Below are 21022 nucleotides of genomic sequence, written 5' to 3'. Positions count from 1 at the left end.
CGCCACTGGAGGAAAAAATGAATAAAACCACCCGCAACGCCGAATATATCAAACAGTATAACCGAAAGAAAATTCTAAGCCTGTTGAGCATAGAATGCCTGTCCCGTGCGGAACTGGCCAGAAGGACTGGATTGACCAGATCTGCGATTTCTATTATTGTAGACGAGCTGCTCGGGTACCAGATACTGATTGAACATGAAGCGGTTGCCCAGAAAAGAGGGCGCAGTCCGGCTCCCTTGTCATTGAACCCGGATCGATTCTGCGCGGTTGGGGTCTACCTGAACCGCAGGAGCTGTCAGATCGGACTGGTGGATATCTATGGAAAATGTCTGGTAACACGGACCATACCCATTTATCCCGAAGAACCGGTATCAGAAGTCCTGGATGAGGCAGCCGGGCAGATCCGCCGCATACTGTGCAGCCATCCGGCAGCGGAAAAGGAATTGCTGGGTATCGGTGTCAGCACACCGGGACCAGTCAATGTGCAAAGCGGCCGGATCGTGAATCCGCCCAACTTTGAACAATGGCACCATGTAGCTATCTGCGAGGAATTTAAAAAAAGGCTGCACTATCCAATCTATATGTCGGACAATGCAGACGCACTGGCGATCTACAATATGCGTTACGGACACATGAAAAAGAATTCGGATTTTATGCTGCTGCTGGTAGACAGCGGTATCGGGTCCGGTATTATTTCAAATGGGAAATTACACCGGGGCGTGTTCGGGATGTCCCCGGAGATCGGACATATTACGATCCGGCATACGGGAAAACCCTGCAGCTGCGGTAATATCGGATGCCTGGAAATGTACGCCGCTATCCCTAACCTGCTGGCTGAATTTGGCGGGATCTATCCCTCCTGGGAAGCGGTCATGGAGGCGGCCCAAAACGGTGAGGAGGACGCGTGCCGGATACTGGACACAGAAGCCGGCTATCTGGTAGCCGGTATCACCAGTGTCATCAATCTGTTTTATATCGATACCATCGTGCTGGCGGGTGACATCCTGAGCCATTTTCCGCTCATGGAGTGCGCGCTCAGAGAAAAGCTGCCGCAGCGGACACTGCTTAAAGACCTGGCTCCGCTGGCGGTCATGGCCTCCGACACCCGGGAAAACTATGATATCATATCAGCCGCCAATATAGTATTTACTGCCCACCTGGATTCGTGAGGCTGCTGGTGCACTGACATGCTCATATCCTAACTAACAGCACACCAGGATTCACTGCCTTGGGCAGGTGCTTTTCCGTACGATCAGCTCCGGATGATACACGATAGGATCCATATGTCTCGTCCCGCTGGCTATCATTTTCAGCAGGCAGGCGGTGGCCTTCTTCGCCATGTCTACCCGGGGCTGTTTGATGGAAGTGAGCGGTACATCCAGAAGATTATTAATAAAACCGTCATCATAGCCGATCAGGGATACGTCCCGCCCTATTTTGATATTATGATCTCTGGCATAGGTGTACAGTCCATAAGCCATCATATCATTATAGCTGAAGACGGCATGTACATTTCTTTCCATAAAATAGGGCATGGCCGCGATGCCGGACTGTATGGTGAAATCCCCCTGGTACAGCAGATCCTCATCAAAAGGAACGTCCCAGTCCGTAAGGGCCTGTTTATATCCCTTCAGACGGTCACGCACACTGCACTGGCCCATGGGGCCTAACAGACTTCCGATCCGGCGGTGGCCCAGTTCCAGCAGGTGGGTGACGGCGATGTAGCCTCCCTCCTGATTGTTCAGGATGCATCTGGCGATATCCAGTTCCTCCAGGTCATTATCCAGCATAACAAATGGCACGTCGCTCTTTCGAATGACCTCTTTGATCGTCTGCTGTTCCTCTTCGGTGGTATCGGAGGAATGGAGTAAGATAATGCCGTCCACATTTTTACCGAGAAATTCTCTGATATACTCCAGTTCCCTGTGCCCGTCATCCCCTGTGTTGCCAAAGATCACCGTATAGTTATACTTTTTAATCTCTTCCTCAATAATTTTGGCGATCTCAGCCAGAAAGACATTGCTGATATCCGACAGGATCAGGCCGATGGTACGGGTTTTCCCCTTAACCAGTCCAACGGCGATCTGATTCGGACTATAATTCAGCCGCTTGGCAGTATCCAGAATCAGTGCCCTCGATTCTTCGGAGATCCGGTTTGGCTTTCCGTTCAACACCAGGGACACGGCGGTAGTGGATAGATTGCACTCCTGTGCGATACTCTTGATTGTCGCTTTCATATACTTCGTTCCTCATCTAATCATTCCGGTAAAAAATATTAAAATTTTACTCTTATTCTATTCATAATTTTAATTCATTTTAGAAATTTCGTCAATTAATCGGATGTACATAAAGCGGCAAATTTGCTGCTGTTTTCCTTAGGAACAAAGAGCGGGCAGGTCAATGGAGGGCTTTTATGGATTATCGTTTCGGGTGGCTTTGGGGAGTGGACATCATGAATTCTGTTACCTGATCCCGGCTTTGAATAGATTCGTGGGCGCCCAGATGGCAGGCGTTGATGGCACCGGCGGCGCAGGCAAAACGGGCGCTGTCCCGCAGGGACATCCCGGCCAGGATGCTGGAGATAAATCCGCCGCAGAAATTGTCACCGCAGCCAGTGGTATCAACCGGCTGAATTTTATAAGGGTCTATAAAAAAACGGTCCCCGCTGTTTTTCACAAAACAGCCGCCGGCTCCTAATTTCAGGACCACATTCTGAACCCCTCTTTCCAGGAAAAAGTCGGCGATATCATCCACGTCCTCTTTGCGGCAGGTATAGAAAGCCTCCTCATAGCTGGGCATCAGATAGTCCGTATAAGGATAGACAGAAGCGATCCCATCCGGCCCGATCCCGTAGGCATCCCCGGTCATATCAGCGAAGGTCAGTACTTTCTTCTCCTGCGCCAGCCGAAACAGGGACGCTGCCCCGCCCTGATCCATCTCTTTAAGAAAATACAGGCTTCCCAGGCTGACTGCCCTGGTATGGTCAAGAACGGACAGATCGATGGTATTCATAGACACATCCATATTTCCCTCGCCTTTTCCGAACAGGAAGCTGCGCTCGCCGTCGGGTTTAATCACAGCGACGGACAGGTTCGAGCGCAGAATTTTGTCCCGGATAGCGTAGCGCATATCCACACCGTCCTGTTCCAGTGAGCGGAAGATCTGCTCCCCAATGGGATCCTTTCCCATATTGGCGATCAGCGCCACCCGGTTCCCCAGCTTCGACAGAACCACCGCCTGGTTAGCCGCGTCTCCCCCCACCGCTGTCAGCGTGGACTCCGCATGGGTAGAATCCCGTTCCAGGGCATCTTTCGCGATTCCCTTCAGTACAATGTCCTGATTTACAAAACCAACACAAACTACATCATATAGCATAGACAATACCCCCGCGTTCTGATTTCAAAAGCTCTTATCTCAGGCCTTTCCGGCCGACCGCAGTACCTGCATCCGGTCCCTCGCCACCTTGTGGACCGCATCCCTTACATTCGTGCATTTCCCCAGATAGTTCAAATCGGTATCGGCGTCAGCCTTCATCCGGTCCATCGCGGCCAGAGTCAGATCCGTAAAAATATTAATCTTATTGATCCCATTCGCAACACATCTGGTCAGATCCTCGTCGGAAAGACCGGATCCCCCATGCAGAACCAGCGGCATCTGAAGGGCTTCTTTTAGTTCGTGAAGCCGGTTGATATTCAGTTTCGGCTCCCTCTTATAGACCCCGTGCACAGTTCCGACCGCCACAGCCAGCGCGTCGATCTGCGTCTCCTTGACGAACCGGACCGCTTCCTTAACGACCGTATAACATTCCGTATCCTGATCCTCATCATAAAACCCTAATCCGCCCACATGCCCGAGTTCCGCCTCCACTGACACGCCATATTCCCGGCAGATCCTGACGATCTCCTGTGTCGTGGCAATATTATCCTCCAGGCTCTTAAAAGAAGCGTCCACCATCACCGAAGTAAATCCCGCCTTTAACGCCCGCATTACCAGAGAAAACTCTGTGGCATGATCCAGATGCAGAGCAACCGGCACCGAGGCCTTTCCCGCCGCACTTCGTATATAAGCGCCGATATCGCCGATATCTACCAGTTTCTCAAATTCTCCTCCAAAAGCCAATATAATGGGCGAGCGGGTTTCCTCTGCCGCATCGATCACTCCCGTCACCATCTCCACATTAAATACATCAAAATTCCCGACCGCATAATGCCCTTCATTTGCCTTAGCCAGCATTTCCTTCATCGATACAAGCGCCATAATCCAGTTCTCCTTTTTTATATATACTGAACACGTCTCAAATTTGCTGAAAAAGGGGGCGGGAGGACAAACCTCCCGCCCCCGAAGAATTACCTGTCTTACTCGTTTAAGAAATCTTTATAGTTATCCTGCAGGATCAGCTGGTAAGGAATGTCATATTCTTTTTCCACGGTTTTACCATTGGCCAGGTCGATGGCCACATCGATGGCCTTCTCGCCGATGGTCTTGGAATCCTGTAGGATAGAGGCGGAAAGCTTGCCTTCGCCTACGGATACGACAGCCGCTTCGATTCCATCGATACCGATTACCGGGATGTCGGTGATACCGGCAGCTTCCAGGGCATCATAAGCGCCCAGTGCCATTTCGTCGTTGTGGGATACAACAGCGTCGATATCGGTGCCCAGCTGCAGCCAGTTTTCCATCAGTTCCATGGCTTTGTCACGGTACCAGTCTGCGGGTTTGCTGTATAATACTTTGATGTCGGGATACTGCTCCAGTACGGAATTGATTCCATCATTCCTAAGAACAGCGCCGGTTACGCCGGTAGGTCCTTCGATAATGACGATATTGCCTTTGCCGTCCAGCTTGTCGGCGATGTATTCCATTTCCATCACACCGGCGTTGAAGTCATTGGAGCCTACGTAGGTTTCTACTACGGACATATCCGCGATCAGGCCTTTTGCCACGAATACCGGGATTCCGGCGTCCACACAGACTTTCGCGGCGGTTACGCATGCGTCGAAGTCGTAAGGGCTGATAATGACACAGTCCACACCCTGGGATACGAAGGACTCGCATTGCGCGATCTGTTTGTCTGCGGTCCCTTCCCCGTCATTGACGATCAGTTCTACATTGTCGAACTGTTTCGCGTACTCGATGGCGGAGTTTGCGCAGATGGCGTTGGACTCATTGGATAAGTTGGCATCGGTCCAGCCGATCACGATCTTGTCGCCGGAGCCTTTGGCGTCGGCATCTGCCGCAGGGGCCGGTGTCGCTTCCGGAGCAGCGGTGGCAGCGGGTTTCGCGTCAGCAGGTTCTGCAGCGGGTTCTTCCGCTTTGCTTCCGCATCCGATTAACAGAGTTGCCGTCATTGCCGTGCATAAAAGCACACTGAGTAGTTTCTTCATTCTTTTTCCTCCTTTTAAATACCTTGGTTTATAGTTTTTGCTTTAACGGACGGATCGTCCCTTACCGCACACAGTAAAATGGCTGATCTAAGTACCGGCAGCGATTCGCGCCGCTTACTTTTTCTTAGCCCGGTCGGATAATACGGCGACCAGAATGATAATACCCTTGATCACCTTCTGGTAATAAGAAGAAACATTTAAAAGATCCAGGCCGTTGGTCATAACGCCGATAATCAGCATACCGACCACGGCGCCCAGCACACTTCCGGAACCGCCGGACAGGCTGGCGCCGCCGATGACCACGGCTGTGATCGCATCCAGCTCATAGCCTTCCCCCGCCACCGGCTGCCCGGTCTGGGTTCTGGCCGCCAGCACGATACCGGCGATGGCGCTGGTAAATCCAGATATTACGTAACAGACGAATTTGATTCTCGCTGAATTGATACCGGACACGATCGAGGCTTTTTCATTTCCCCCAACAGCCAGCACGTGTCTGCCGAACTTGGTAAAATTCAGGAAGAAGATACCCAATAATACAATGCACAGATAGATAATAATCGGAATCGGGATCACACCCAGGGAGCCGGTACCGATGAATTTATAATCATCGCGGAAGCCGGTGATGGGCCGCCCGTCCGTATACACATAGCAGATCCCGCGGGTCATGGTCATGGTGGCCAGGGTGGCGATAAATTCCGGTACGTTTAACTTGGAAATAAAGATACCGCTGAATGCGCCGCAGGCGATTCCCACAGCGATACCTGCCAAAAGGGATACGATCAGCGGCACCGTGGAGTCCCCTTTCACCAGGCTGGTGCTGATGACACCGGAGAGCGCCATGACCGCTCCGACGGATAAGTCGATTCCTCCGGTCGCGATTACGAAAGTCATGCCCACGGCCATTATCCCGATGACGGAAATCTGACGCAGAATATTAATGATATTGGTCGCTGTCAAAAATACCGGAGAAAATACGGACAATGCGATGAACAAGACCCCAAAGGCAATATACATACCATATTTGCTTAAAATCCTTCCAATACTTATTTTGCTAGTTTCCATCCACATTTCCTCCAACCGAACAAGTCATTAATATTTCCTGGTTACACTCTTTTCTTGTAAATTTACCGGTGATCCGGCCCTCGTGCATGACGATGACCCGGTCACTCATCCCTAATAATTCGGGCATCTCCGAAGAGATCATAATGATGGATTTTCCCCGTTTGGCCAGGGTATCCATGATTTTATAGATCTCGGCCTTGGCACCGATATCGATCCCCCGGGTGGGCTCATCCATGATAAAGATGTCAGGTTCGCCCATCAGCCATTTGGCGATGATCACCTTCTGCTGGTTCCCGCCGCTTAAGTTGTTTACAACCGTTTCACGGGATGTGGCTTTTACCTTTAACTGCTCCATCAGATCGTCTGCCACGGACCGTTCTTTTTTGAAATTAATGATCAGCCGGCAGATCAGAATATGGGCCAGATAAGCCATCGTGATATTGGTCTTAATCGTTCCGGTTAAGTTCAGGCCGTATAGCTTTCGATCCTCTGAGACAAAGGCAAGGCCTTTTCTTATGGCGATACCGGGGTTTTTTACCCGGACGTCCCTGCCTTTGATACGGATGGAGCCTTTGTCCGCTTTGCGAAGGCCGAAGATGGTCTCCATCACCTCGGTCCGGCCGGCGCCCATCAGACCGGAGATCCCCAGGATCTCCCCCCGTTTCAGGTCAAAACTGATGTTTTCAAACTGGCCTTCTTTTGAGAGCCCGCTTACTTCCAGCAGAACTTCCTCCGGATCAAATGCTTCCGTCTGTACGCCGTCCTTGGTATACATGTTGGACAGATCGCGGCCGACCATGTGGTGGATCACTTCTTCCCGGGTCAGTTCGGAAGCCTTTTTGGTAACGATATGGCAGCCGTCCCGCATGACGGTGATCATATCGGAGATCTGGAAGATTTCATCCATTTTGTGGGATATGTATACGATCGCTTTCTGCTGTTTTTTTAACTTGGCGATGACTTCAAACAGATGGGCGACCTCCCGGTCGGTGATGGCCGACGTGGGCTCATCCATGATAATGACATCCGCGTCGAATGCGATGGCCTTGACGATGGTTACCATCTGCATCTGGGCAACGCTTAATTTGTAGATCTTTGAAAGAGGGCTGATCCGGATCCCCAGCTCGTCAAATATTTTTTGTGTCTCGGTGATCATCTCTTTTTTACTGATAACACCGAGCTTCGTTGTTTTTTCCTGACCGCAGTAGATATTTTCCCATACGGACATCTCGGGGACTAGATCCAGTTCCTGCGGGATCATGGAGATTCCCTTTTCCAGTACCTGGAGAGGATTCTTGGGGGAGAATGGTTCTCCCTCATATAAAATCTCTCCTTCATCCAGAGGCAGGATACCAGCCAGTATTTTCATAATCGTGGATTTACCGGCCCCATTTTCCCCGATCAGGGCATGTACTTCTCCGCGTTTCAGACATAAGGAAACATCATTGACTGCAACAACTCCGGGAAACACTTTCCTGCAGTTTTTCATTTCCACTATATAGTCAGTATGTTCTCCCATTCATTCATAACCTCCCACCAACAGGCTACCCGATCGTTGCCTGTCTATTTCTGACATCTGCCGGTTTACTCCTGGTTCGGATGGATCACTACCTTAATAGAATCATGATTGTTAACATTTTCATCCAGGGCCTCGTAGAACTGGTCCAGCGTATATTCGTGTGTTACCAGCAGATCACCGTCGACCCGTCCGTCAGACAGGGCTTCCACGGCCCGGCCGAAGTTGTGGGACTGACAGAAACTGCAGGTATAGGTCAGTTCATTGTTGAACATCAGCCGGGGATCCAGGGTCAGCTGTTCGGCGCTGTGCACCAGCGCGTACTGGACCAGGCGGCCGCCTTTCTTTAGCAGGGTCATGCCGTGCTGAATCACAGGCACGCTGCCGGTAGCGTCGACCACCACATCCGCTCCGTAGGGATGGGCGGCCCTGAATTTTTCGGTATGTACGGAATAATCCTTCCGGTCCATCAGGATGGTTTTGATACCCATTTTTTCTGCCAGATCCAGTTTACTCTGGGTGGACGCGATCAGGATCACTTCGCTTGCGTTGGAGTGATTCAACAGCTGGGCCAGGATAAGCCCCATGGGTCCGGCGCCGAATACCACCACGGTATCACCGTATTTGACCTCACAGCGGTCCACCGCGTGGAGGCAGCAGGCCACAGGCTCGCCCAGAGCGGCAGAGTTGAAGGACAGGGAATCGGGAATGGGAAATACCTTCTCTTTTTTTACCCGGACATATTCCGCGAAACCGCCGTTGATGTTATGGCCCAGAGAACCAAACGTCGGGCAGTAGTTGGATTCTTCTTTCCGGCAGTAATAACAGTCCCCGCAATACTCCGTATTATCGGCACACACCCGGTCCCCTTTTTTAAACCGGGTCACGCCGCTTCCCACTTCTTCGACATAGCCGGAAAACTCGTGGCCGGGAGTGACTGGGTAGACGGCCAGGTCGGTACCAACACCTTCCTGATCATGGTCATGTTCCACACCCTTACAAATACTGGCAGACATTACCTTAATGATAACATCATCACTGCCGCAGTCCGGATAGGGCACTTCCCGGATGCCAGAGTACTGTCTCCCGGGCTTGTCGTACACTAATGCTTTCATTTCGCTCCTCCTTTTTAAAATTGCTATATGACGTGATAAAACGATTTATTTTTTAATTACTATATCATTTACAAAAACTGTGAAATCATGTATAATCTAATTTGAGAATGATAAAACGTTTTATCAAGAGTATTTTAGCATGACGGGTTTTCTTTGTCAATGATATTGTTAAATAATTTGACAAAATTTCCTGAAAACAGAAACAGCAGTGCCATAAGGAAATGACGCTGTGTGAAAAAAACAGCAAAACAAGGAAAGGGGATTTTAACATGGAAGGTAAAATGAAAGTAGCGGTAATGGAAGGAATCGGCAAGATGGGATATCTGGAGCGGGACATCCCGGTACCGAAGGATGATGAAGTATTAGTAAAACTTCAGTATGTGGGTATCTGTGGTTCAGACCTTCACTATTATGAAGTGGGCAGAATGGGCGACTGTATCGTAAAACCTCCGTTCGTGCTGGGCCACGAACCGGCGGGTGTTGTGGTGGAGACCGGAAAAAATGTCACCCACCTGAAGCCGGGAGACCGGGTAGCCCTGGAACCGGGAAAGACCTGCGGCCACTGTGAATTCTGCAAACAGGGAAAATATAACCTGTGCCCGGACGTGATCTTTTTCGCCACCCCTCCGGTCAACGGAGTATTTCAGGAGTATGCGGCCCATGAAGCCGGGCTCTGCTTTAAACTTCCCGATAACGTGGATACCATGGAGGGTGCTTTGATCGAACCGCTGGCGGTAGGCTTCCACGCGGCCATGGAGGGCGGCGCCCATATCGGCCAGACCGCGGTAATCACAGGGGCAGGCTGTATCGGCCTGGTGACGCTGCTGGCGTTAAAGGCCATGGGACTTACCAATCTCATCGTGGTAGATATCATGCAGAACCGCCTGGATAAAGCCCTGGAGCTTGGGGCAACCGCAGTGATCAACGGAAAAGAGCAGGACACGGTTCAGGAGATCCTGCGTCTGACCGACGGAAAAGGCTGTGACATCTCCTTCGAAACCGCAGGCACAAACATAACCACGGAACAGCTGATCCGGGCCTCAAAAAAAGGCTCCAATATCGTGCTGGTAGGTTACAGCTTTGACGGGATGCTCACTATGCCCAGCGGCCTGGCCCTGGACAAGGAACTTACCTTTAAAACTATCTTCCGCTACCGGCATATCTATCCGATGGCGATCGACGCAGTAGCCGGCGGGAAGGTGAATCTAAAGGGAATCGTGACAAACGTCTTTGATTTTGATGATATGCAGCATGCGATGGACGCCAGCGTGAAAGAAAAGGCCACGATTGTAAAATCAGTCGTCAAAATCTGCTGACTATAATATTCGGGCTTATGAAAAATAAGCCGTTACCCGGTGTAAACGAAATGAAATCGGGCCGGCCCGGTTGTGGTTACATGGCTGGTCCGATTTCATGTAGTTTTCAAACAGGCACCTAAGGACAGGGCTATCTCACTAAATTCAGGCATTTATCGGGCTCAGGCGCAAATAGTGAGGTAATCACAATCCCATCCTCCAGCCCTTCCTCTTTCAGCATATCTTTCAATACAGACATGAATACTCCGGATCCGCGCGCCAGCCGGCATTCTGAGAGAGTCTCGGGCAGGTCCGTGCGGCAGTCAAAGGAACCGTACCAGTTGGCCCGGCAGGTGTAATCAACCCCGCAGCTCGGGCTTCCGTCAACACCCACAAATCCCAATACCTCAAAGCGCTGGCCGTTGGCCAGATACTCCTTCAACTGATCCAGAACCGGAGTAAGTATCTTCCTGCAATGAGTGCGGAAGAATACATTGTCAAACTGATCACTCACATGTCCCCAGCGTTTGGCGCCATACAAAGTAAACTCAGGGCATGGAAGCTGGATCACCTGAATCTCATTGTCTATCACACCTCTCATAAATGTTTTGCGAAGTGCCTCCTCTGCATCGATCTCTTCCTGATTGTATAGAACGACTTTGGAAGCGGTATTAAGAATACAGTGAGCGGTAAATAGTATCTTTTGCATATCTTAATTCCTCCTGAGTGTAACCATAGTGCCGCCCGCATATGCCTCTGCCAGGCGTTGATATGAAGAATGTAGCACAGGAAATCAGAAAAGTAAAGCTTGGATGTTCAGAGGACAACATCCCCGTATCGTACTTTCAGACGTTCAAAATGTTCAGCCTCTATAACGATTTTTCCTTTCCGCCGTGTGAGGTAGCCATTTTCATTCATGGAGTCGATAAGCCGGTATAGGGTGCGCAGATTGATATGCAATTTTTCTGCCAGCACCTGCCGTGTCAGCGGACAGACATAGGGGAGAACATGTTCCGCCTGAAGGTACAGATAATGTCCCAGAATATCCTTTGGGTGGAACAGGGAATTCGTCTCTGCCCGGTTCATATTGGATTCCAGAACCTTTCCAAGTACCAGCAGGGTCTGATAGCAGAGAAAGGCGTTCTGCTGGATAATATGGACAAAGATCTCCACAGGAATACGGAACAGAACACAATCTGTCGCTGCTATAACAAAGGCAGTGTAGGCATCCACGTTGTTCAGGTATTCGACCATACCTAAAATGTCAAGAGGCTCCAGAAAATCTACTACGTTGTCATTACTCCAGGTAATGTGGTTCAGAACACAGGCGCGCCCCTTTAACAGAAGATAGAAATATCTGACGGGGTCTTTTTGATTGATAATCGTATCATTCCTCGCGGCTGTAATCAATTGATTCTTAGCCGCTATTCCCCGCAGAGTGACAGCAGGGTTCTTGAGATCGTATTCGCCTTTAAAAATTATTTCTAACGCCTTGATGGTATTATTATACATAAAATCTTTAAATCCCCCCTTTCTGTTGTGAATAATAACAATAAAAACTGACAAATGTCATTTTACATATTTTACATGTATGCTAATGTAAAGTCAAGCTTGGAAGGTGAGTTGTAGGACTTTGACAAACAGCAACAATAGATACGACACTGCTGAGTTGGAGATGCCTGGAGGGTAAAAAAAATAACAGCAGAATATTTATGAAGGAGGAAATGAGATATGGGAAAAAAGAAATACTCAATCAAGGATGATTTTTCAATGCTGGCAATTCTGGTAATTCCTGTAGGTGTGGCGGTTAACTTCGTGGGGGGGCAATTGGCATCACTTTTGAAACTGCCGATGTACCTTGATACAATCGGGACGATCTTTGCCGCTATGCTTTGCGGGCCATGGGTAGGCGCGGTGACAGGCGGCCTGACCAACGTCGTTACGGGCATAGCCAACCCGGTTAACTTCGCATTTATTCCGGTCAATGTGATCGCCGGTCTGGTAACCGGTTTCCTTGCGAGAAAGCAGATGTTCGGCGTTTGGTGGAAATGGATACTTTCCATGCTTATTATGGCGGCCGTATCTATCATTTCATCCGCACCGATCGTTGTTCTTGTATACGGAGGAGTGACCGGCGGCGGTACGTCCATCATTACCGCGGCGGCAATGGCCGCAGGCGCGAATATCTGGGCGGCATTTTTCGGGACAGAAGGTATCTTCACGGTACTTGACCGAGTCATTTCGTTTGTCATCTGCTGGCTTGTGATCAAGGTTATCCCGGAACGTACTTTAGTTAAATTCGGATGCGGAAGTAATTATATTAAAGAAAAGAAGTAATGCAAATGCCCTCCGGCAGCTCTTCAGAGAATCAAACGATAACCTTATAGTAAAAGAGGTCATATATGGAAAAATCTTATACGGAAAAAATACAAATACACAAGGGTAATAAACTGGCAGCGCTCTATCCGTCAACGAAGCTGCTGGTAGTCTGCTTATATATTGTATGTACCTTTATTATTGGAACCGTCCATGTGACAAGTGTGGGACTATCCCTGCTTCTGATTCCATGGTTTATTGCAGTACCTGTCTTGTGCATAGCAAGCGGTGCTTTCAGAAAGTGTATCAAAGCACTGAAAGCAGTTGCCGTTGTTGCGGCTATTATCATTGTGGTACAGACATTTCTGGTTCCGGGCGGAGAACTCCTGATGAGATTCGGATTTATCACTATTTATGAAAAAGGGTTGAAAACTGCCGTATCCTTATCCTTTATGATTATGAATATCGCAGGGATCTTCGTATGGCTTTTCCAGACAACAGAAAACAGAGAGATCGCAAGGGCTATGGAAGCTTCAGGGATGAACTATAAGGCGGCCTATGTATTTACGTCCACTTTGCAGATGATAGAAATTTTGAGTAAAAACAGTAAAACCATCATGAATGCGCAAAAGGCAAGGGGGGTAGAGACAGAGGGGAATATTTTCGTGAGAGCGAAAGCGTTCTTTCCATCCCTTGTTCCTTTGATTCTGGGGGCAGTCATCAGCTCGGAAGAGCGGGTGCTTACCCTGGAGGCGAGAGGATTCTCCATACAGGGAGAAAAGACACATTTATTTAATCTTGAAAAGTCGGGATGTGAAAGGAAAACGGCTGCTGCCGCTATTGTCATCACGGTCCTGGTACTGGCGGGGAGGATCGCTCTATGGATTATATAATCGAATGTAAAAATGTCACGTATTCCTATCCATTGGCAGAGATACCGGCTATTCGGGACTTGAATGTGTCCATTGAGCGGGGAAAATTCTATGGAGTGATCGGAGAGAATGGTTCGGGAAAAACCACATTCTGCGCGCTGCTTAGAGGATTTATACCGGATTTTTATAAGGGGGAGCTTCAGGGTGAAGTCCTTGTGGAAGGAAAAAAGACAACGGATTACGGCGGGGAGTTATCTGCTAAAATCGGATATGTATTCCAGAATCCCTTCACCCAGATAAGCGGCGTAAAAGAGACGGTATTTGAGGAAGTGGCTTATGGACTGGAGAATTTCGGCGTACCGGTGGAAGAGATCGAAAGGCGCGTGGTGGATGTCATGCAAATGACAGATATTGAATCGCTGGCTGAGAAAAATCCTTTTGATTTATCAGGGGGACAAATGCAGAGAGTGGCATTGGCTTCCGTCATCGTTCTGGAACCCGATATCCTCATCATCGATGAACCTACCAGCCAGCTGGACCCGGAAGGCACCGAGAGTGTCTTTGCGATTATTAAAACACTAAAGGAAAAACATAAGACGATCATTTTGGTTGAGCATAAGATCGACCTGATCGCGGAATATGCGGATGAGGTCCTTGTGTTTAAAGAAGGCCGCTTGATTGCTTCAGGGGATAAACAGGAACTATTGTCGGATCTTTCCCTTTTGGAGCAGGGGGCGGCGCTTCCGCAGGTGGCGGTTTTAGGGAGCAGGCTAAGAGAGCGGGGACTGCCCGTTTCCAGGATACCCGTAACAGAAAAACAGGCGATAGAGGTCATTGCCGGAGCACTCAGGGAAAGGGATAAGAAATGACGGATTTAGTATTAAAAGACGTAAGCTTTTCATATCCGGGCGGTTTTCTGGCGGTGGATCATATCAACATGGAAATCAAGGCCGGTGAAAATGTGGCCATAGTAGGACAGAACGGAGCCGGAAAGACAACTACGGTAAAGATGATGAACGGCCTTCTGCGGCCCACAGAAGGTCAGGTCCTGATAGGCGAAATGAATACCAAAGATTATACCACCGCACAGATATCCAAAGTGGTGGGATATGTATTCCAGAATCCGGACGACCAGATTTTTCACTCGTCGGTAGAGAGCGAGGTGAGATTCGGCCCCAAGATGATGAGGCTTTCTTTGGAGGAGGAAAACCGGAGAGTGGAGACGGCGCTGAAAATGACAGGGATGGATTGTTATAAAGATGAAAATCCCTATAACCTGCCGCTGTCCACGCGTAAATTTGTGACCATTGCGGCGGTAATTGCCATGGAGACAGACATTCTGATCTTCGATGAACCGACAGCGGGACAGGATATTGAAGGGAACAAAAGACTGAGCGATATTCTTAGGACTCTTCACGAGAAGGGGAAAACAGTAATTACGATATCCCATGATATGGAGTTCGTTGCAGAAAATTTTAAAAAGATGATCGTTATGGCCAAGAAAAAAATTGTCCGCAGCGGAACGCCGGAAGAGATTTTTTGGGATTTTGAAACACTGGAGAAAGCGATGCTGAAACAGCCTTATGTAAGCAGAGTGTGCAGGGCATTGGGTTTTAAAGGCGGGAGTATCCGTATCGAGGATGCCATAGAAGAAATCATAAGTAGGTAAAACATGCGGAAAAATGATAGTCTTATAGCGTTTTTGGCATTTGCCATGTATTTTTTAACGGGAGCGGCCTGTATCGTGGTGGGAAGCGGCCTTCCCCATCTGGTGAAAATGTATGATATGCAGCTGGATCAGGTGGTGCTTTTAGGATCGGCCTATGCGTTCGGGCGTGTACTTACCGTCTACACAACAGGAAGGCTTGTGGAAAAATTGGGGCCGGTCAAAGTGCTGGCGGGGGGAGTTACCCTGATAGCAGTTTTTCTTTTCGGACTTCCGACCATTGCGAATTACTATGCAGGGCTTTTCTTTGCCGCCCTCGGAGGCATTGGGATGGGGGCGCAGGATACCGTATGTCCGGTACTCTTAAGTGTGGCTTTCCGGAAGAATTATGCCGGTTCGCTGAGCGCGGGGCAGGCCTTGTTTGGTCTCGGGAGCTTTGCCACCCCGTTTTTGGTGGGGGTATTGTTGGCAAACGGCAGGTTCTTCTACTATGCCTACTACATATTATTGATTGTGCCTGTAGTGATGCTGATCTGTATGCCGTTTGTAAAGCTGGATATGAAGGAGCATGTACAGAATCAGGAACAGAATGTAAAACCGATTCATGTGAAGCACAAGCTGCTGGCCTACGGGGCCATCCTGATTATATGCGCGGCTTACAGTGCGGTGGTGAATACGCTGGGACTCTACCTCTCAAGCTTTGCCGAAAATATAGGGATAGCACAGTCCACATCTGCATTTATGCTGACTGTCTATAATGTGGGATGTGTAATCGGCTCCTTCGTATTTGTAATTGTTCTGAAAAAAATAAAAGCCCAGATTGTACTGCTGGTCAACAACATATGCGCCTTGGCTGCAATTGGGGCAGCACTTGTTATCAATACGGTGGCGGCTTATTTTATTGGAATGTTTACAGCCGGATTTTTCCTGGGAGTTTTGTTCAGCGTTATCGTTGCGGTTGCGACCAGAATCGGCTATGAGCGCATCAGTATAGCCAGCTCTCTGGTAGCGACTGCCAGCGGCCTGTCGGATATTCTTACGCCTGTTGTAACAGGGTTTCTCGTAGGGCGGCTGGGTGTGGGTTTTTCTTTTAAATATGCAATGATTATGATAGCGGTATGTATCGTGGCTGCGGCGGTTCTACGATTAAATACAAGCGAAAAACAGCAGGAGGTACAGAAGTATGTCGATACAGAGTAAAGAAGTAATCAATGACAAGGGGCAGCAATACCATATCTGCTGCAGGAAGGAAGATATAGGCAGATATGTGCTGCTTCCGGGTGACCCGTTCCGAACAGACATGATTGCCCGATACCTGAAAGATCCGAAACTTGTGGCGCATAATAGAGAGCATAAGACCTGGACCGGTACACTAAACGGAGAGAGGGTAACCGTCAGCAGTACAGGTATGGGATGCCCGTCGACGGCCATCGCGTTGGAAGAGCTTATTCATTGCGGCGCCGATACATTTATCCGGGTGGGAACCTGCGGCAGGGTGTGCCCGGAGAGCTATGATGAAAGCCTGGAAGGCGTGATCATCACCGGAGCAGTCAGAGATGAGGGAACCACCGTTCATTATGTTCCGATTGAATATCCGGCCATTGCGGACCGCCATGTGATCGACGCACTGGCAAAGGCATGCCGGGATAAGGGTTATAACTTTGCAGAGGGAATCGCGCAGTCCAAGGATTCGTTTTATGGACAGCATGACCCGGACAGCATGCCTAACAGCGGCAGGCTTCATCAGCGCTGGGAGGCATGGGAGAAGAGCGGGGTAATGGCGTCAGAGATGGAGACGGCGGCGCTGTTTATCGTATCCTCGATCAGAGGCGTAAGAGCCGGTGCGATTATGGCATACGGCAGTATGAACGACCACACCATTGAGCTTGCCTGTGATGCGGTCAGGATTCTGATAGAAAGAGATAAAAAGTAAAAGACCGGCACATGGTGCAAAAAGGAGCTGGCAGGTATGGGATTCTATGAAGAAAAGCTGGTCCCTGTTATCCGTGAGGTGTGTGGAGTAATAGAAGAGACACCGCATATGCAGGATATAGTGAAGGGAACCATGCCCTATGAAAAATTTCGGTTTCAGATAAAACAGAATTATCAGTATTTGATGGATTATACAAGGTGCTGGGCTGTCGGTTTTTCAAAATGCAGCTGTTTTGCCGAGATGGAAGAATGGTATCAGATCGTGAAAAACACCATGGAAGGAACGGTAATGGTGAACCGGGATTTCTGGGCGGAGCAGGTGGGGGTGGACCTGGAAGAGATGGATGCCGTTATAGAAGCTCCGGCAAAGCGTTCCTACACGGCGTTTCAATTGATGTGCGCAGAGCAGGGAGGTCTGGCCGAATGCATGATGGCGTTATTCCCCTGTAACATATTATACCGTTATTTCGGGGAGGATCTGCTGCCCGGGTGTACGCTGCCGGAGGATAATATGTACTACCAATGGCTTGCATTTTATGTCAGTGAGGCATATCTCAGTAAAACAGACAATGAAATCCGGATTGTAAACAGGCTTTGCCGGAATAAATCGGAAAGAGAACAGGCAAAGCTTCTGGAAATTTTCGCTGTCAGCTGTAATTATGAGATTCTGCAATGGCAGGACATGTATCACAATATGACGACGTGGCCGCTGGACCACATTTTCCCCACAAAATTTACTATGGCAGAGGAGTAGTAATGAATACAACAAGTAAGAAAAAAATAATCATTGACACCGACTGCGGTTCCGATGATGCGATGGCGATTGCGATGGCGCTTAATGATCCGGCATATGAGATTGTACTGATTACAACGGTCTCAGGAAATGTGGACGTAAAGCAGGCCGCAGCCAATACACTGACGACCATTGAATATGCAGGGACTTACGAGCCTCCGGTATATATGGGGGCGGAAAAAATGCTTCTGCGGGAGCTGGTATTTGCTCATGAGACCCACGGCAATGACGGGATGGGAGATATTGGACTTGCGCCAAAGCGCCTGAAGGTACAAAGCGAAAACGGTATTTTAAAAATGCTGGATACGCTCAGGGAAAGTGAGGCGGGTGAGATTGACATCGTGGCATTAGGACCTCTCACCAATCTGGCATTGGCAATCAGACTCGATTATGAAGCTATGAAAAAAGCCGGCCGCATCGTCATCATGGGGACAGCCGGACTTGGCGCAGGCAATGTGAGCCCTGTAGCTGAGTTTAACATCTGGCAGGACGCGGAAGCGGCCAAGATCGTCACGGAATCCGGCCTTGGTGAAATTATCTATGTAGGGTGGGATGCCTGCCTCGGGGATAGCATGCTGAATCCCCAGGAGATTAAAAAAATACGTAACGGCAGCGAACTTGGCAAATTTGCCATTGACTGCAACAAAAGACTGCTGATCATGAACCGGGAACGATTCGGAGATGATTATCTGGATATGGCGGACCCGTCCGCTATGGCGGCGGCTTTATATCCGGAATGTATCGATAAGTGTGAAAAATACTACTGTGAAGTAGATGTTACCAATGGTCCGAGCTACGGGGCTGTACTGGTAGATGTCAATCACTTTTCGGGAAAAGAACCGAATGTATATATCTGCAGTAAACTGCATGCGGACAAATATAAAGATTACATCTACAGAACGCTGAAGATACAGTAACCATACGGTAAATGGACCGGGCGGATGAAATCATCCGTCCGTCTGATAAGGAGGAAAAAGCCATGGGAGAATTAAAAGTAAAGTTTTTAATGGGACCGGCGGAATGCAATGACCGTTATATTCCCGCCTACAGTCAGGAATTTTTACAGGGGCTTAGCAAAGCCATGGGCGTGGAGGTGAAATGTGCTGAGATGGATGAGGTGAAAGCCCAGCCGCTCCCGGTCTATTTTATTGCTTCCGGCGGAGCGGAGCAGGGCTTTAAGGCATTGTACAAAGAGACAGAGGAGCCTTATATCTTATTGACTACGCCCGGATATAATTCCCTGGCTGCATCTATGGAAATCCTGGGATTCCTTCAGGAACACGGTTTAAAGGGAGAAATTCTCCACGGCTCTGCGGAAGAGATAGCGGCGCGCTTAAAAATTCTGAAAAGAGTGGCGGATGCAAAGGAAACATTAAGTCATATGAAGCTTGGATGCTTTGGAACTCCTGGAGGCCTGATTGCCAGCGATGCAGATTTCGGTGTGCTGAAAAAAGTAAGCGGCATGGAGCTCATTCTCTTTGAGCTGGATGAGCTGGTAGCAGAATATGAAAAAGGCGGATATCCCGAAAATACATACACAGAAGAGTTGAAGAAAAAAGGATACCGCGCGGAGGAAATGGAGAAGGCGCTGAATGTCTATGGAGCGCTCAAACGTCTGATTGAGAAGTATGATTTACAAGGAGTTACCGTAAAATGCTTTGACCTTTTAGATATGATCCATACAACGGGATGTCTTGCTTTGGCTATACTAAACGCAGAGGGTATACCGGCCGCCTGTGAGGGTGATCAGAAGAGCCTCGTGAGTATGGCGGTGCTTCATGCATTGACAGGTGAGTCCGGATTTATGGCAAATCCCAGCTGCATGGACCCGGGCAGGAGCGAGATTATCTTTGCTCACTGCACGCTCCCTATGGATATGCCCGACTCCTACGGTCTGACTACGCATTTTGAATCTGGAATAGGCGTGGCGGTGACTTGCGATATTGCGCCCCGGCCCATGACCGTATTCAAATGTGACGATACGCTCCACAGATATTACGCCGGACGCGCCGAATTACTTGAGACCATGCACAAAAGCGATCTGTGCCGTTCGCAGATGCGTCTGCATCTCACAGACGGAACCGGATATTTTTCCAGCCGTCCGATCAGCAATCATCATATTATCTGCAAGGGCGACTGGAAGGAAGTAATCGACGAATACTTCAGCCAGATCAAGTAACGGAGTACGGCGGCGGAGTGCCGGGTTCAGAAGCATAGGGGCTGCCGGTTTCAATATGTTTGGGAATTTATCCGGATGACCAGGTTATAGCCCGGCCCCGGCTGTCAGCAGCCGGGGCCTTTCCCTTTTCGAAAAGACATCTGAATAGGAGCGGTCGATGCCGGAATCCGTAATGAGAATGCGGCCGAATTCCAGCGGCGCCAGCTGATGGATGGAGCGGCAGCCGAAGCGGGAGGAGGGGGCCAGGATGATCGTGTTGGCGGAGAATTCCGGCAGGTGTGACAGGATGTTCAGCTGGGACAGGCTCTGCACGGTGTAACCGGCGCGAAGATCCACGCCGTCCACCGCGGCGAAGGCTTTATTCACGTATATGGAACTTAAGTTCCCGGCAAATTTTGGCCCCCCGGTGTAATAATTCTCCGTATTCTGAAGAACCTCTCCGCCTGTCATGTAGACATATTTTGTGTAGGAAGACAGTGTGAGGGCTGCCGGAAAATTGTTGGTTACGATGGTAATATTTTTGAGATCCGGCGAGGCTGTGATCTGCCGGGCCAGAAGAAAACACAACAGTCCCTCGCCTAAAAAAATACTGTCCGCTTTTTCGATCAGCAGCACGGCGGCATGGGCGATGGATGTGAGCTGGCTTAGATTGCGGACACTGGCAAAGTCCGGAGATTTTTCCTGATGCTTGGGATCGGGAGGCGTATAGAGCAGAACGGCTTCACCGCGGCTGACCATCAAAAATCCTTCCTGGCATAAGGAAGAAAGATCCCGGTATATAGTGGCTCTGGAGACCTGAAGAAGCTCTTCTAATTTTTTAACCTTCATTCTTTTTTTATTTCCTAATTTTTCCCGGATAATTTGTATTCTCTGTTCAGGCAGCATGATGGAA

Annotated in this window: 21 protein-coding genes; 11 read left to right on the top strand and 10 right to left on the bottom strand. The window is 49.3% G+C overall.

All coding sequences use genetic code 11. From position 1 onward, the window contains the following. Nucleotides 1–17: 17 nt before the first annotated feature. Complete coding sequence (locus KTH90_RS05970; protein ID WP_238726438.1) at nucleotides 18–1169, top strand: ROK family transcriptional regulator; 1152 nt, start codon at nucleotides 18–20, stop codon at nucleotides 1167–1169. A gap of 51 nt (nucleotides 1170–1220) precedes the next feature. Here KTH90_RS05970 and KTH90_RS05965 read toward each other — a convergent pair whose 3' ends face one another. The 7 genes from KTH90_RS05965 to KTH90_RS05935 form a co-directional block, all read right to left on the bottom strand. Then, nucleotides 1221–2237: a LacI family DNA-binding transcriptional regulator gene (locus KTH90_RS05965; protein WP_158350594.1), complete on the bottom strand. Its 1017-nt coding sequence runs from the start codon at nucleotides 2235–2237 to the stop codon at nucleotides 1221–1223. A gap of 181 nt (nucleotides 2238–2418) precedes the next feature. After that, nucleotides 2419–3375 carry a carbohydrate kinase family protein gene (locus tag KTH90_RS05960; RefSeq protein WP_158350596.1) on the bottom strand — a complete coding sequence of 319 codons (957 nt, stop codon included), beginning with the start codon at nucleotides 3373–3375 and terminating at the stop codon, nucleotides 2419–2421. 39 nt (nucleotides 3376–3414) lie between these two features. Further along, nucleotides 3415–4257: a class II fructose-bisphosphate aldolase gene (locus tag KTH90_RS05955; RefSeq protein ID WP_158350598.1), complete on the bottom strand. Its 843-nt coding sequence runs from the start codon at nucleotides 4255–4257 to the stop codon at nucleotides 3415–3417. Nucleotides 4258–4355: 98 nt separating this feature from the next. After that, nucleotides 4356–5384, bottom strand: coding sequence for a substrate-binding domain-containing protein (locus tag KTH90_RS05950; RefSeq protein ID WP_158350600.1), 1029 nt, complete (start codon nucleotides 5382–5384; stop codon nucleotides 4356–4358). 114 nt (nucleotides 5385–5498) lie between these two features. Further along, nucleotides 5499–6446 carry an ABC transporter permease gene (locus tag KTH90_RS05945; RefSeq protein ID WP_158350602.1) on the bottom strand — a complete coding sequence of 316 codons (948 nt, stop codon included), beginning with the start codon at nucleotides 6444–6446 and terminating at the stop codon, nucleotides 5499–5501. Beyond that, the gene (locus KTH90_RS05940; RefSeq protein WP_238726437.1) at nucleotides 6436–7965 is read right to left on the bottom strand and encodes a sugar ABC transporter ATP-binding protein; all 1530 of its coding nucleotides are present in this window, start codon (nucleotides 7963–7965) and stop codon (nucleotides 6436–6438) included. Before KTH90_RS05940 ends, KTH90_RS05945 begins: the two co-directional genes overlap by 11 nt. A 65-nt stretch (nucleotides 7966–8030) precedes the next feature. Further along, nucleotides 8031–9077 carry a zinc-dependent alcohol dehydrogenase family protein gene (locus KTH90_RS05935; protein ID WP_158350606.1) on the bottom strand — a complete coding sequence of 349 codons (1047 nt, stop codon included), beginning with the start codon at nucleotides 9075–9077 and terminating at the stop codon, nucleotides 8031–8033. A 269-nt stretch (nucleotides 9078–9346) separates the two neighbouring features. Here KTH90_RS05935 and KTH90_RS05930 point away from each other — a divergent pair, with 269 nt between their 5' ends. Continuing rightward, nucleotides 9347–10393: an NAD(P)-dependent alcohol dehydrogenase gene (locus KTH90_RS05930; protein WP_158350608.1), complete on the top strand. Its 1047-nt coding sequence runs from the start codon at nucleotides 9347–9349 to the stop codon at nucleotides 10391–10393. A 130-nt stretch (nucleotides 10394–10523) separates the two neighbouring features. Here the strand turns inward: KTH90_RS05930 and KTH90_RS05925 are convergent, their stop codons facing one another. Together KTH90_RS05925 and KTH90_RS05920 are read right to left on the bottom strand one after the other, a co-directional pair. Further along, nucleotides 10524–11081, bottom strand: coding sequence for a CD3072 family TudS-related putative desulfidase (locus KTH90_RS05925; RefSeq protein ID WP_158350610.1), 558 nt, complete (start codon nucleotides 11079–11081; stop codon nucleotides 10524–10526). 107 nt (nucleotides 11082–11188) lie between these two features. After that, nucleotides 11189–11884: a Crp/Fnr family transcriptional regulator gene (locus KTH90_RS05920; protein WP_158350612.1), complete on the bottom strand. Its 696-nt coding sequence runs from the start codon at nucleotides 11882–11884 to the stop codon at nucleotides 11189–11191. Between the two features lie 219 nt (nucleotides 11885–12103). Here KTH90_RS05920 and KTH90_RS05915 point away from each other — a divergent pair, with 219 nt between their 5' ends. The 9 genes from KTH90_RS05915 to KTH90_RS05875 all read left to right on the top strand — a co-directional run bounded on the left by KTH90_RS05915 (nucleotide 12104) and on the right by KTH90_RS05875 (nucleotide 20130). After that, nucleotides 12104–12709: an ECF transporter S component gene (locus tag KTH90_RS05915; protein WP_158350613.1), complete on the top strand. Its 606-nt coding sequence runs from the start codon at nucleotides 12104–12106 to the stop codon at nucleotides 12707–12709. A 65-nt stretch (nucleotides 12710–12774) separates the two neighbouring features. Beyond that, nucleotides 12775–13581, top strand: coding sequence for an energy-coupling factor transporter transmembrane component T (locus KTH90_RS05910; RefSeq protein WP_158350615.1), 807 nt, complete (start codon nucleotides 12775–12777; stop codon nucleotides 13579–13581). Then, nucleotides 13569–14429, top strand: a complete 861-nt coding sequence (locus tag KTH90_RS05905) for an energy-coupling factor ABC transporter ATP-binding protein (RefSeq protein ID WP_158350617.1) — start codon at nucleotides 13569–13571, stop codon at nucleotides 14427–14429. Before KTH90_RS05910 ends, KTH90_RS05905 begins: the two co-directional genes overlap by 13 nt. Continuing rightward, on the top strand, nucleotides 14426–15229 hold the full coding sequence (locus KTH90_RS05900; RefSeq protein WP_158350619.1) for an energy-coupling factor ABC transporter ATP-binding protein: 804 nt from the start codon (nucleotides 14426–14428) through the stop codon (nucleotides 15227–15229). Before KTH90_RS05905 ends, KTH90_RS05900 begins: the two co-directional genes overlap by 4 nt. A 3-nt stretch (nucleotides 15230–15232) precedes the next feature. Beyond that, nucleotides 15233–16426, top strand: coding sequence for an MFS transporter (locus KTH90_RS05895; protein ID WP_158350621.1), 1194 nt, complete (start codon nucleotides 15233–15235; stop codon nucleotides 16424–16426). After that, nucleotides 16410–17159: a nucleoside phosphorylase gene (locus KTH90_RS05890; RefSeq protein ID WP_158350622.1), complete on the top strand. Its 750-nt coding sequence runs from the start codon at nucleotides 16410–16412 to the stop codon at nucleotides 17157–17159. The genes KTH90_RS05895 and KTH90_RS05890 overlap by 17 nt, the downstream gene beginning before the upstream one ends. Before the next feature lie 36 nt (nucleotides 17160–17195). Beyond that, complete coding sequence (locus KTH90_RS05885; RefSeq protein WP_158350624.1) at nucleotides 17196–17912, top strand: TenA family protein; 717 nt, start codon at nucleotides 17196–17198, stop codon at nucleotides 17910–17912. Between the two features lie 2 nt (nucleotides 17913–17914). Then, nucleotides 17915–18868 (top strand): nucleoside hydrolase, encoded by a 954-nt coding sequence (locus tag KTH90_RS05880; protein ID WP_158350626.1) that lies wholly within the window; start codon nucleotides 17915–17917, stop codon nucleotides 18866–18868. A 62-nt stretch (nucleotides 18869–18930) separates the two neighbouring features. Next, a complete protein-coding gene (locus KTH90_RS05875) occupies nucleotides 18931–20130 on the top strand; it encodes an L-arabinose isomerase family protein (protein ID WP_158350627.1) in 1200 nt (399 codons plus the stop codon). Nucleotides 20131–20214: 84 nt separating this feature from the next. On the opposite strand, the gene KTH90_RS05870 is transcribed toward KTH90_RS05875, so the two are convergent. Continuing rightward, nucleotides 20215–21015 (bottom strand): DeoR/GlpR family DNA-binding transcription regulator, encoded by an 801-nt coding sequence (locus KTH90_RS05870; protein WP_238726436.1) that lies wholly within the window; start codon nucleotides 21013–21015, stop codon nucleotides 20215–20217. Nucleotides 21016–21022 lie beyond the last annotated feature (7 nt).

The organism is Diplocloster modestus (genome assembly GCF_019042245.1).
Lineage (GTDB): Bacteria > Bacillota > Clostridia > Lachnospirales > Lachnospiraceae > Diplocloster > Diplocloster modestus.
The sequence above is the reverse complement of the archived record's forward strand: the minus strand, read 5'-3'. Positions and strand labels throughout refer to the sequence as shown.

What these genes read in the sequence shown, in the direction of transcription:
- KTH90_RS05970 (WP_238726438.1), top strand. Translation starts at nt 18, where the DNA reads ATGAATAAAACCACCCGCAACGCCGAATATATCAAACAGTATAACCGA.
- KTH90_RS05965 (WP_158350594.1), bottom strand. Translation starts at nt 2,237, where the DNA reads ATGAAAGCGACAATCAAGAGTATCGCACAGGAGTGCAATCTATCCACT.
- KTH90_RS05960 (WP_158350596.1), bottom strand. Translation starts at nt 3,375, where the DNA reads ATGCTATATGATGTAGTTTGTGTTGGTTTTGTAAATCAGGACATTGTA.
- KTH90_RS05955 (WP_158350598.1), bottom strand. Translation starts at nt 4,257, where the DNA reads ATGGCGCTTGTATCGATGAAGGAAATGCTGGCTAAGGCAAATGAAGGG.
- KTH90_RS05950 (WP_158350600.1), bottom strand. Translation starts at nt 5,384, where the DNA reads ATGAAGAAACTACTCAGTGTGCTTTTATGCACGGCAATGACGGCAACT.
- KTH90_RS05945 (WP_158350602.1), bottom strand. Translation starts at nt 6,446, where the DNA reads ATGGAAACTAGCAAAATAAGTATTGGAAGGATTTTAAGCAAATATGGT.
- KTH90_RS05940 (WP_238726437.1), bottom strand. Translation starts at nt 7,965, where the DNA reads ATGGGAGAACATACTGACTATATAGTGGAAATGAAAAACTGCAGGAAA.
- KTH90_RS05935 (WP_158350606.1), bottom strand. Translation starts at nt 9,077, where the DNA reads ATGAAAGCATTAGTGTACGACAAGCCCGGGAGACAGTACTCTGGCATC.
- KTH90_RS05930 (WP_158350608.1), top strand. Translation starts at nt 9,347, where the DNA reads ATGGAAGGTAAAATGAAAGTAGCGGTAATGGAAGGAATCGGCAAGATG.
- KTH90_RS05925 (WP_158350610.1), bottom strand. Translation starts at nt 11,081, where the DNA reads ATGCAAAAGATACTATTTACCGCTCACTGTATTCTTAATACCGCTTCC.
- KTH90_RS05920 (WP_158350612.1), bottom strand. Translation starts at nt 11,884, where the DNA reads ATGTATAATAATACCATCAAGGCGTTAGAAATAATTTTTAAAGGCGAA.
- KTH90_RS05915 (WP_158350613.1), top strand. Translation starts at nt 12,104, where the DNA reads ATGGGAAAAAAGAAATACTCAATCAAGGATGATTTTTCAATGCTGGCA.
- KTH90_RS05910 (WP_158350615.1), top strand. Translation starts at nt 12,775, where the DNA reads ATGGAAAAATCTTATACGGAAAAAATACAAATACACAAGGGTAATAAA.
- KTH90_RS05905 (WP_158350617.1), top strand. Translation starts at nt 13,569, where the DNA reads ATGGATTATATAATCGAATGTAAAAATGTCACGTATTCCTATCCATTG.
- KTH90_RS05900 (WP_158350619.1), top strand. Translation starts at nt 14,426, where the DNA reads ATGACGGATTTAGTATTAAAAGACGTAAGCTTTTCATATCCGGGCGGT.
- KTH90_RS05895 (WP_158350621.1), top strand. Translation starts at nt 15,233, where the DNA reads ATGCGGAAAAATGATAGTCTTATAGCGTTTTTGGCATTTGCCATGTAT.
- KTH90_RS05890 (WP_158350622.1), top strand. Translation starts at nt 16,410, where the DNA reads ATGTCGATACAGAGTAAAGAAGTAATCAATGACAAGGGGCAGCAATAC.
- KTH90_RS05885 (WP_158350624.1), top strand. Translation starts at nt 17,196, where the DNA reads ATGGGATTCTATGAAGAAAAGCTGGTCCCTGTTATCCGTGAGGTGTGT.
- KTH90_RS05880 (WP_158350626.1), top strand. Translation starts at nt 17,915, where the DNA reads ATGAATACAACAAGTAAGAAAAAAATAATCATTGACACCGACTGCGGT.
- KTH90_RS05875 (WP_158350627.1), top strand. Translation starts at nt 18,931, where the DNA reads ATGGGAGAATTAAAAGTAAAGTTTTTAATGGGACCGGCGGAATGCAAT.
- KTH90_RS05870 (WP_238726436.1), bottom strand. Translation starts at nt 21,015, where the DNA reads ATGCTGCCTGAACAGAGAATACAAATTATCCGGGAAAAATTAGGAAAT.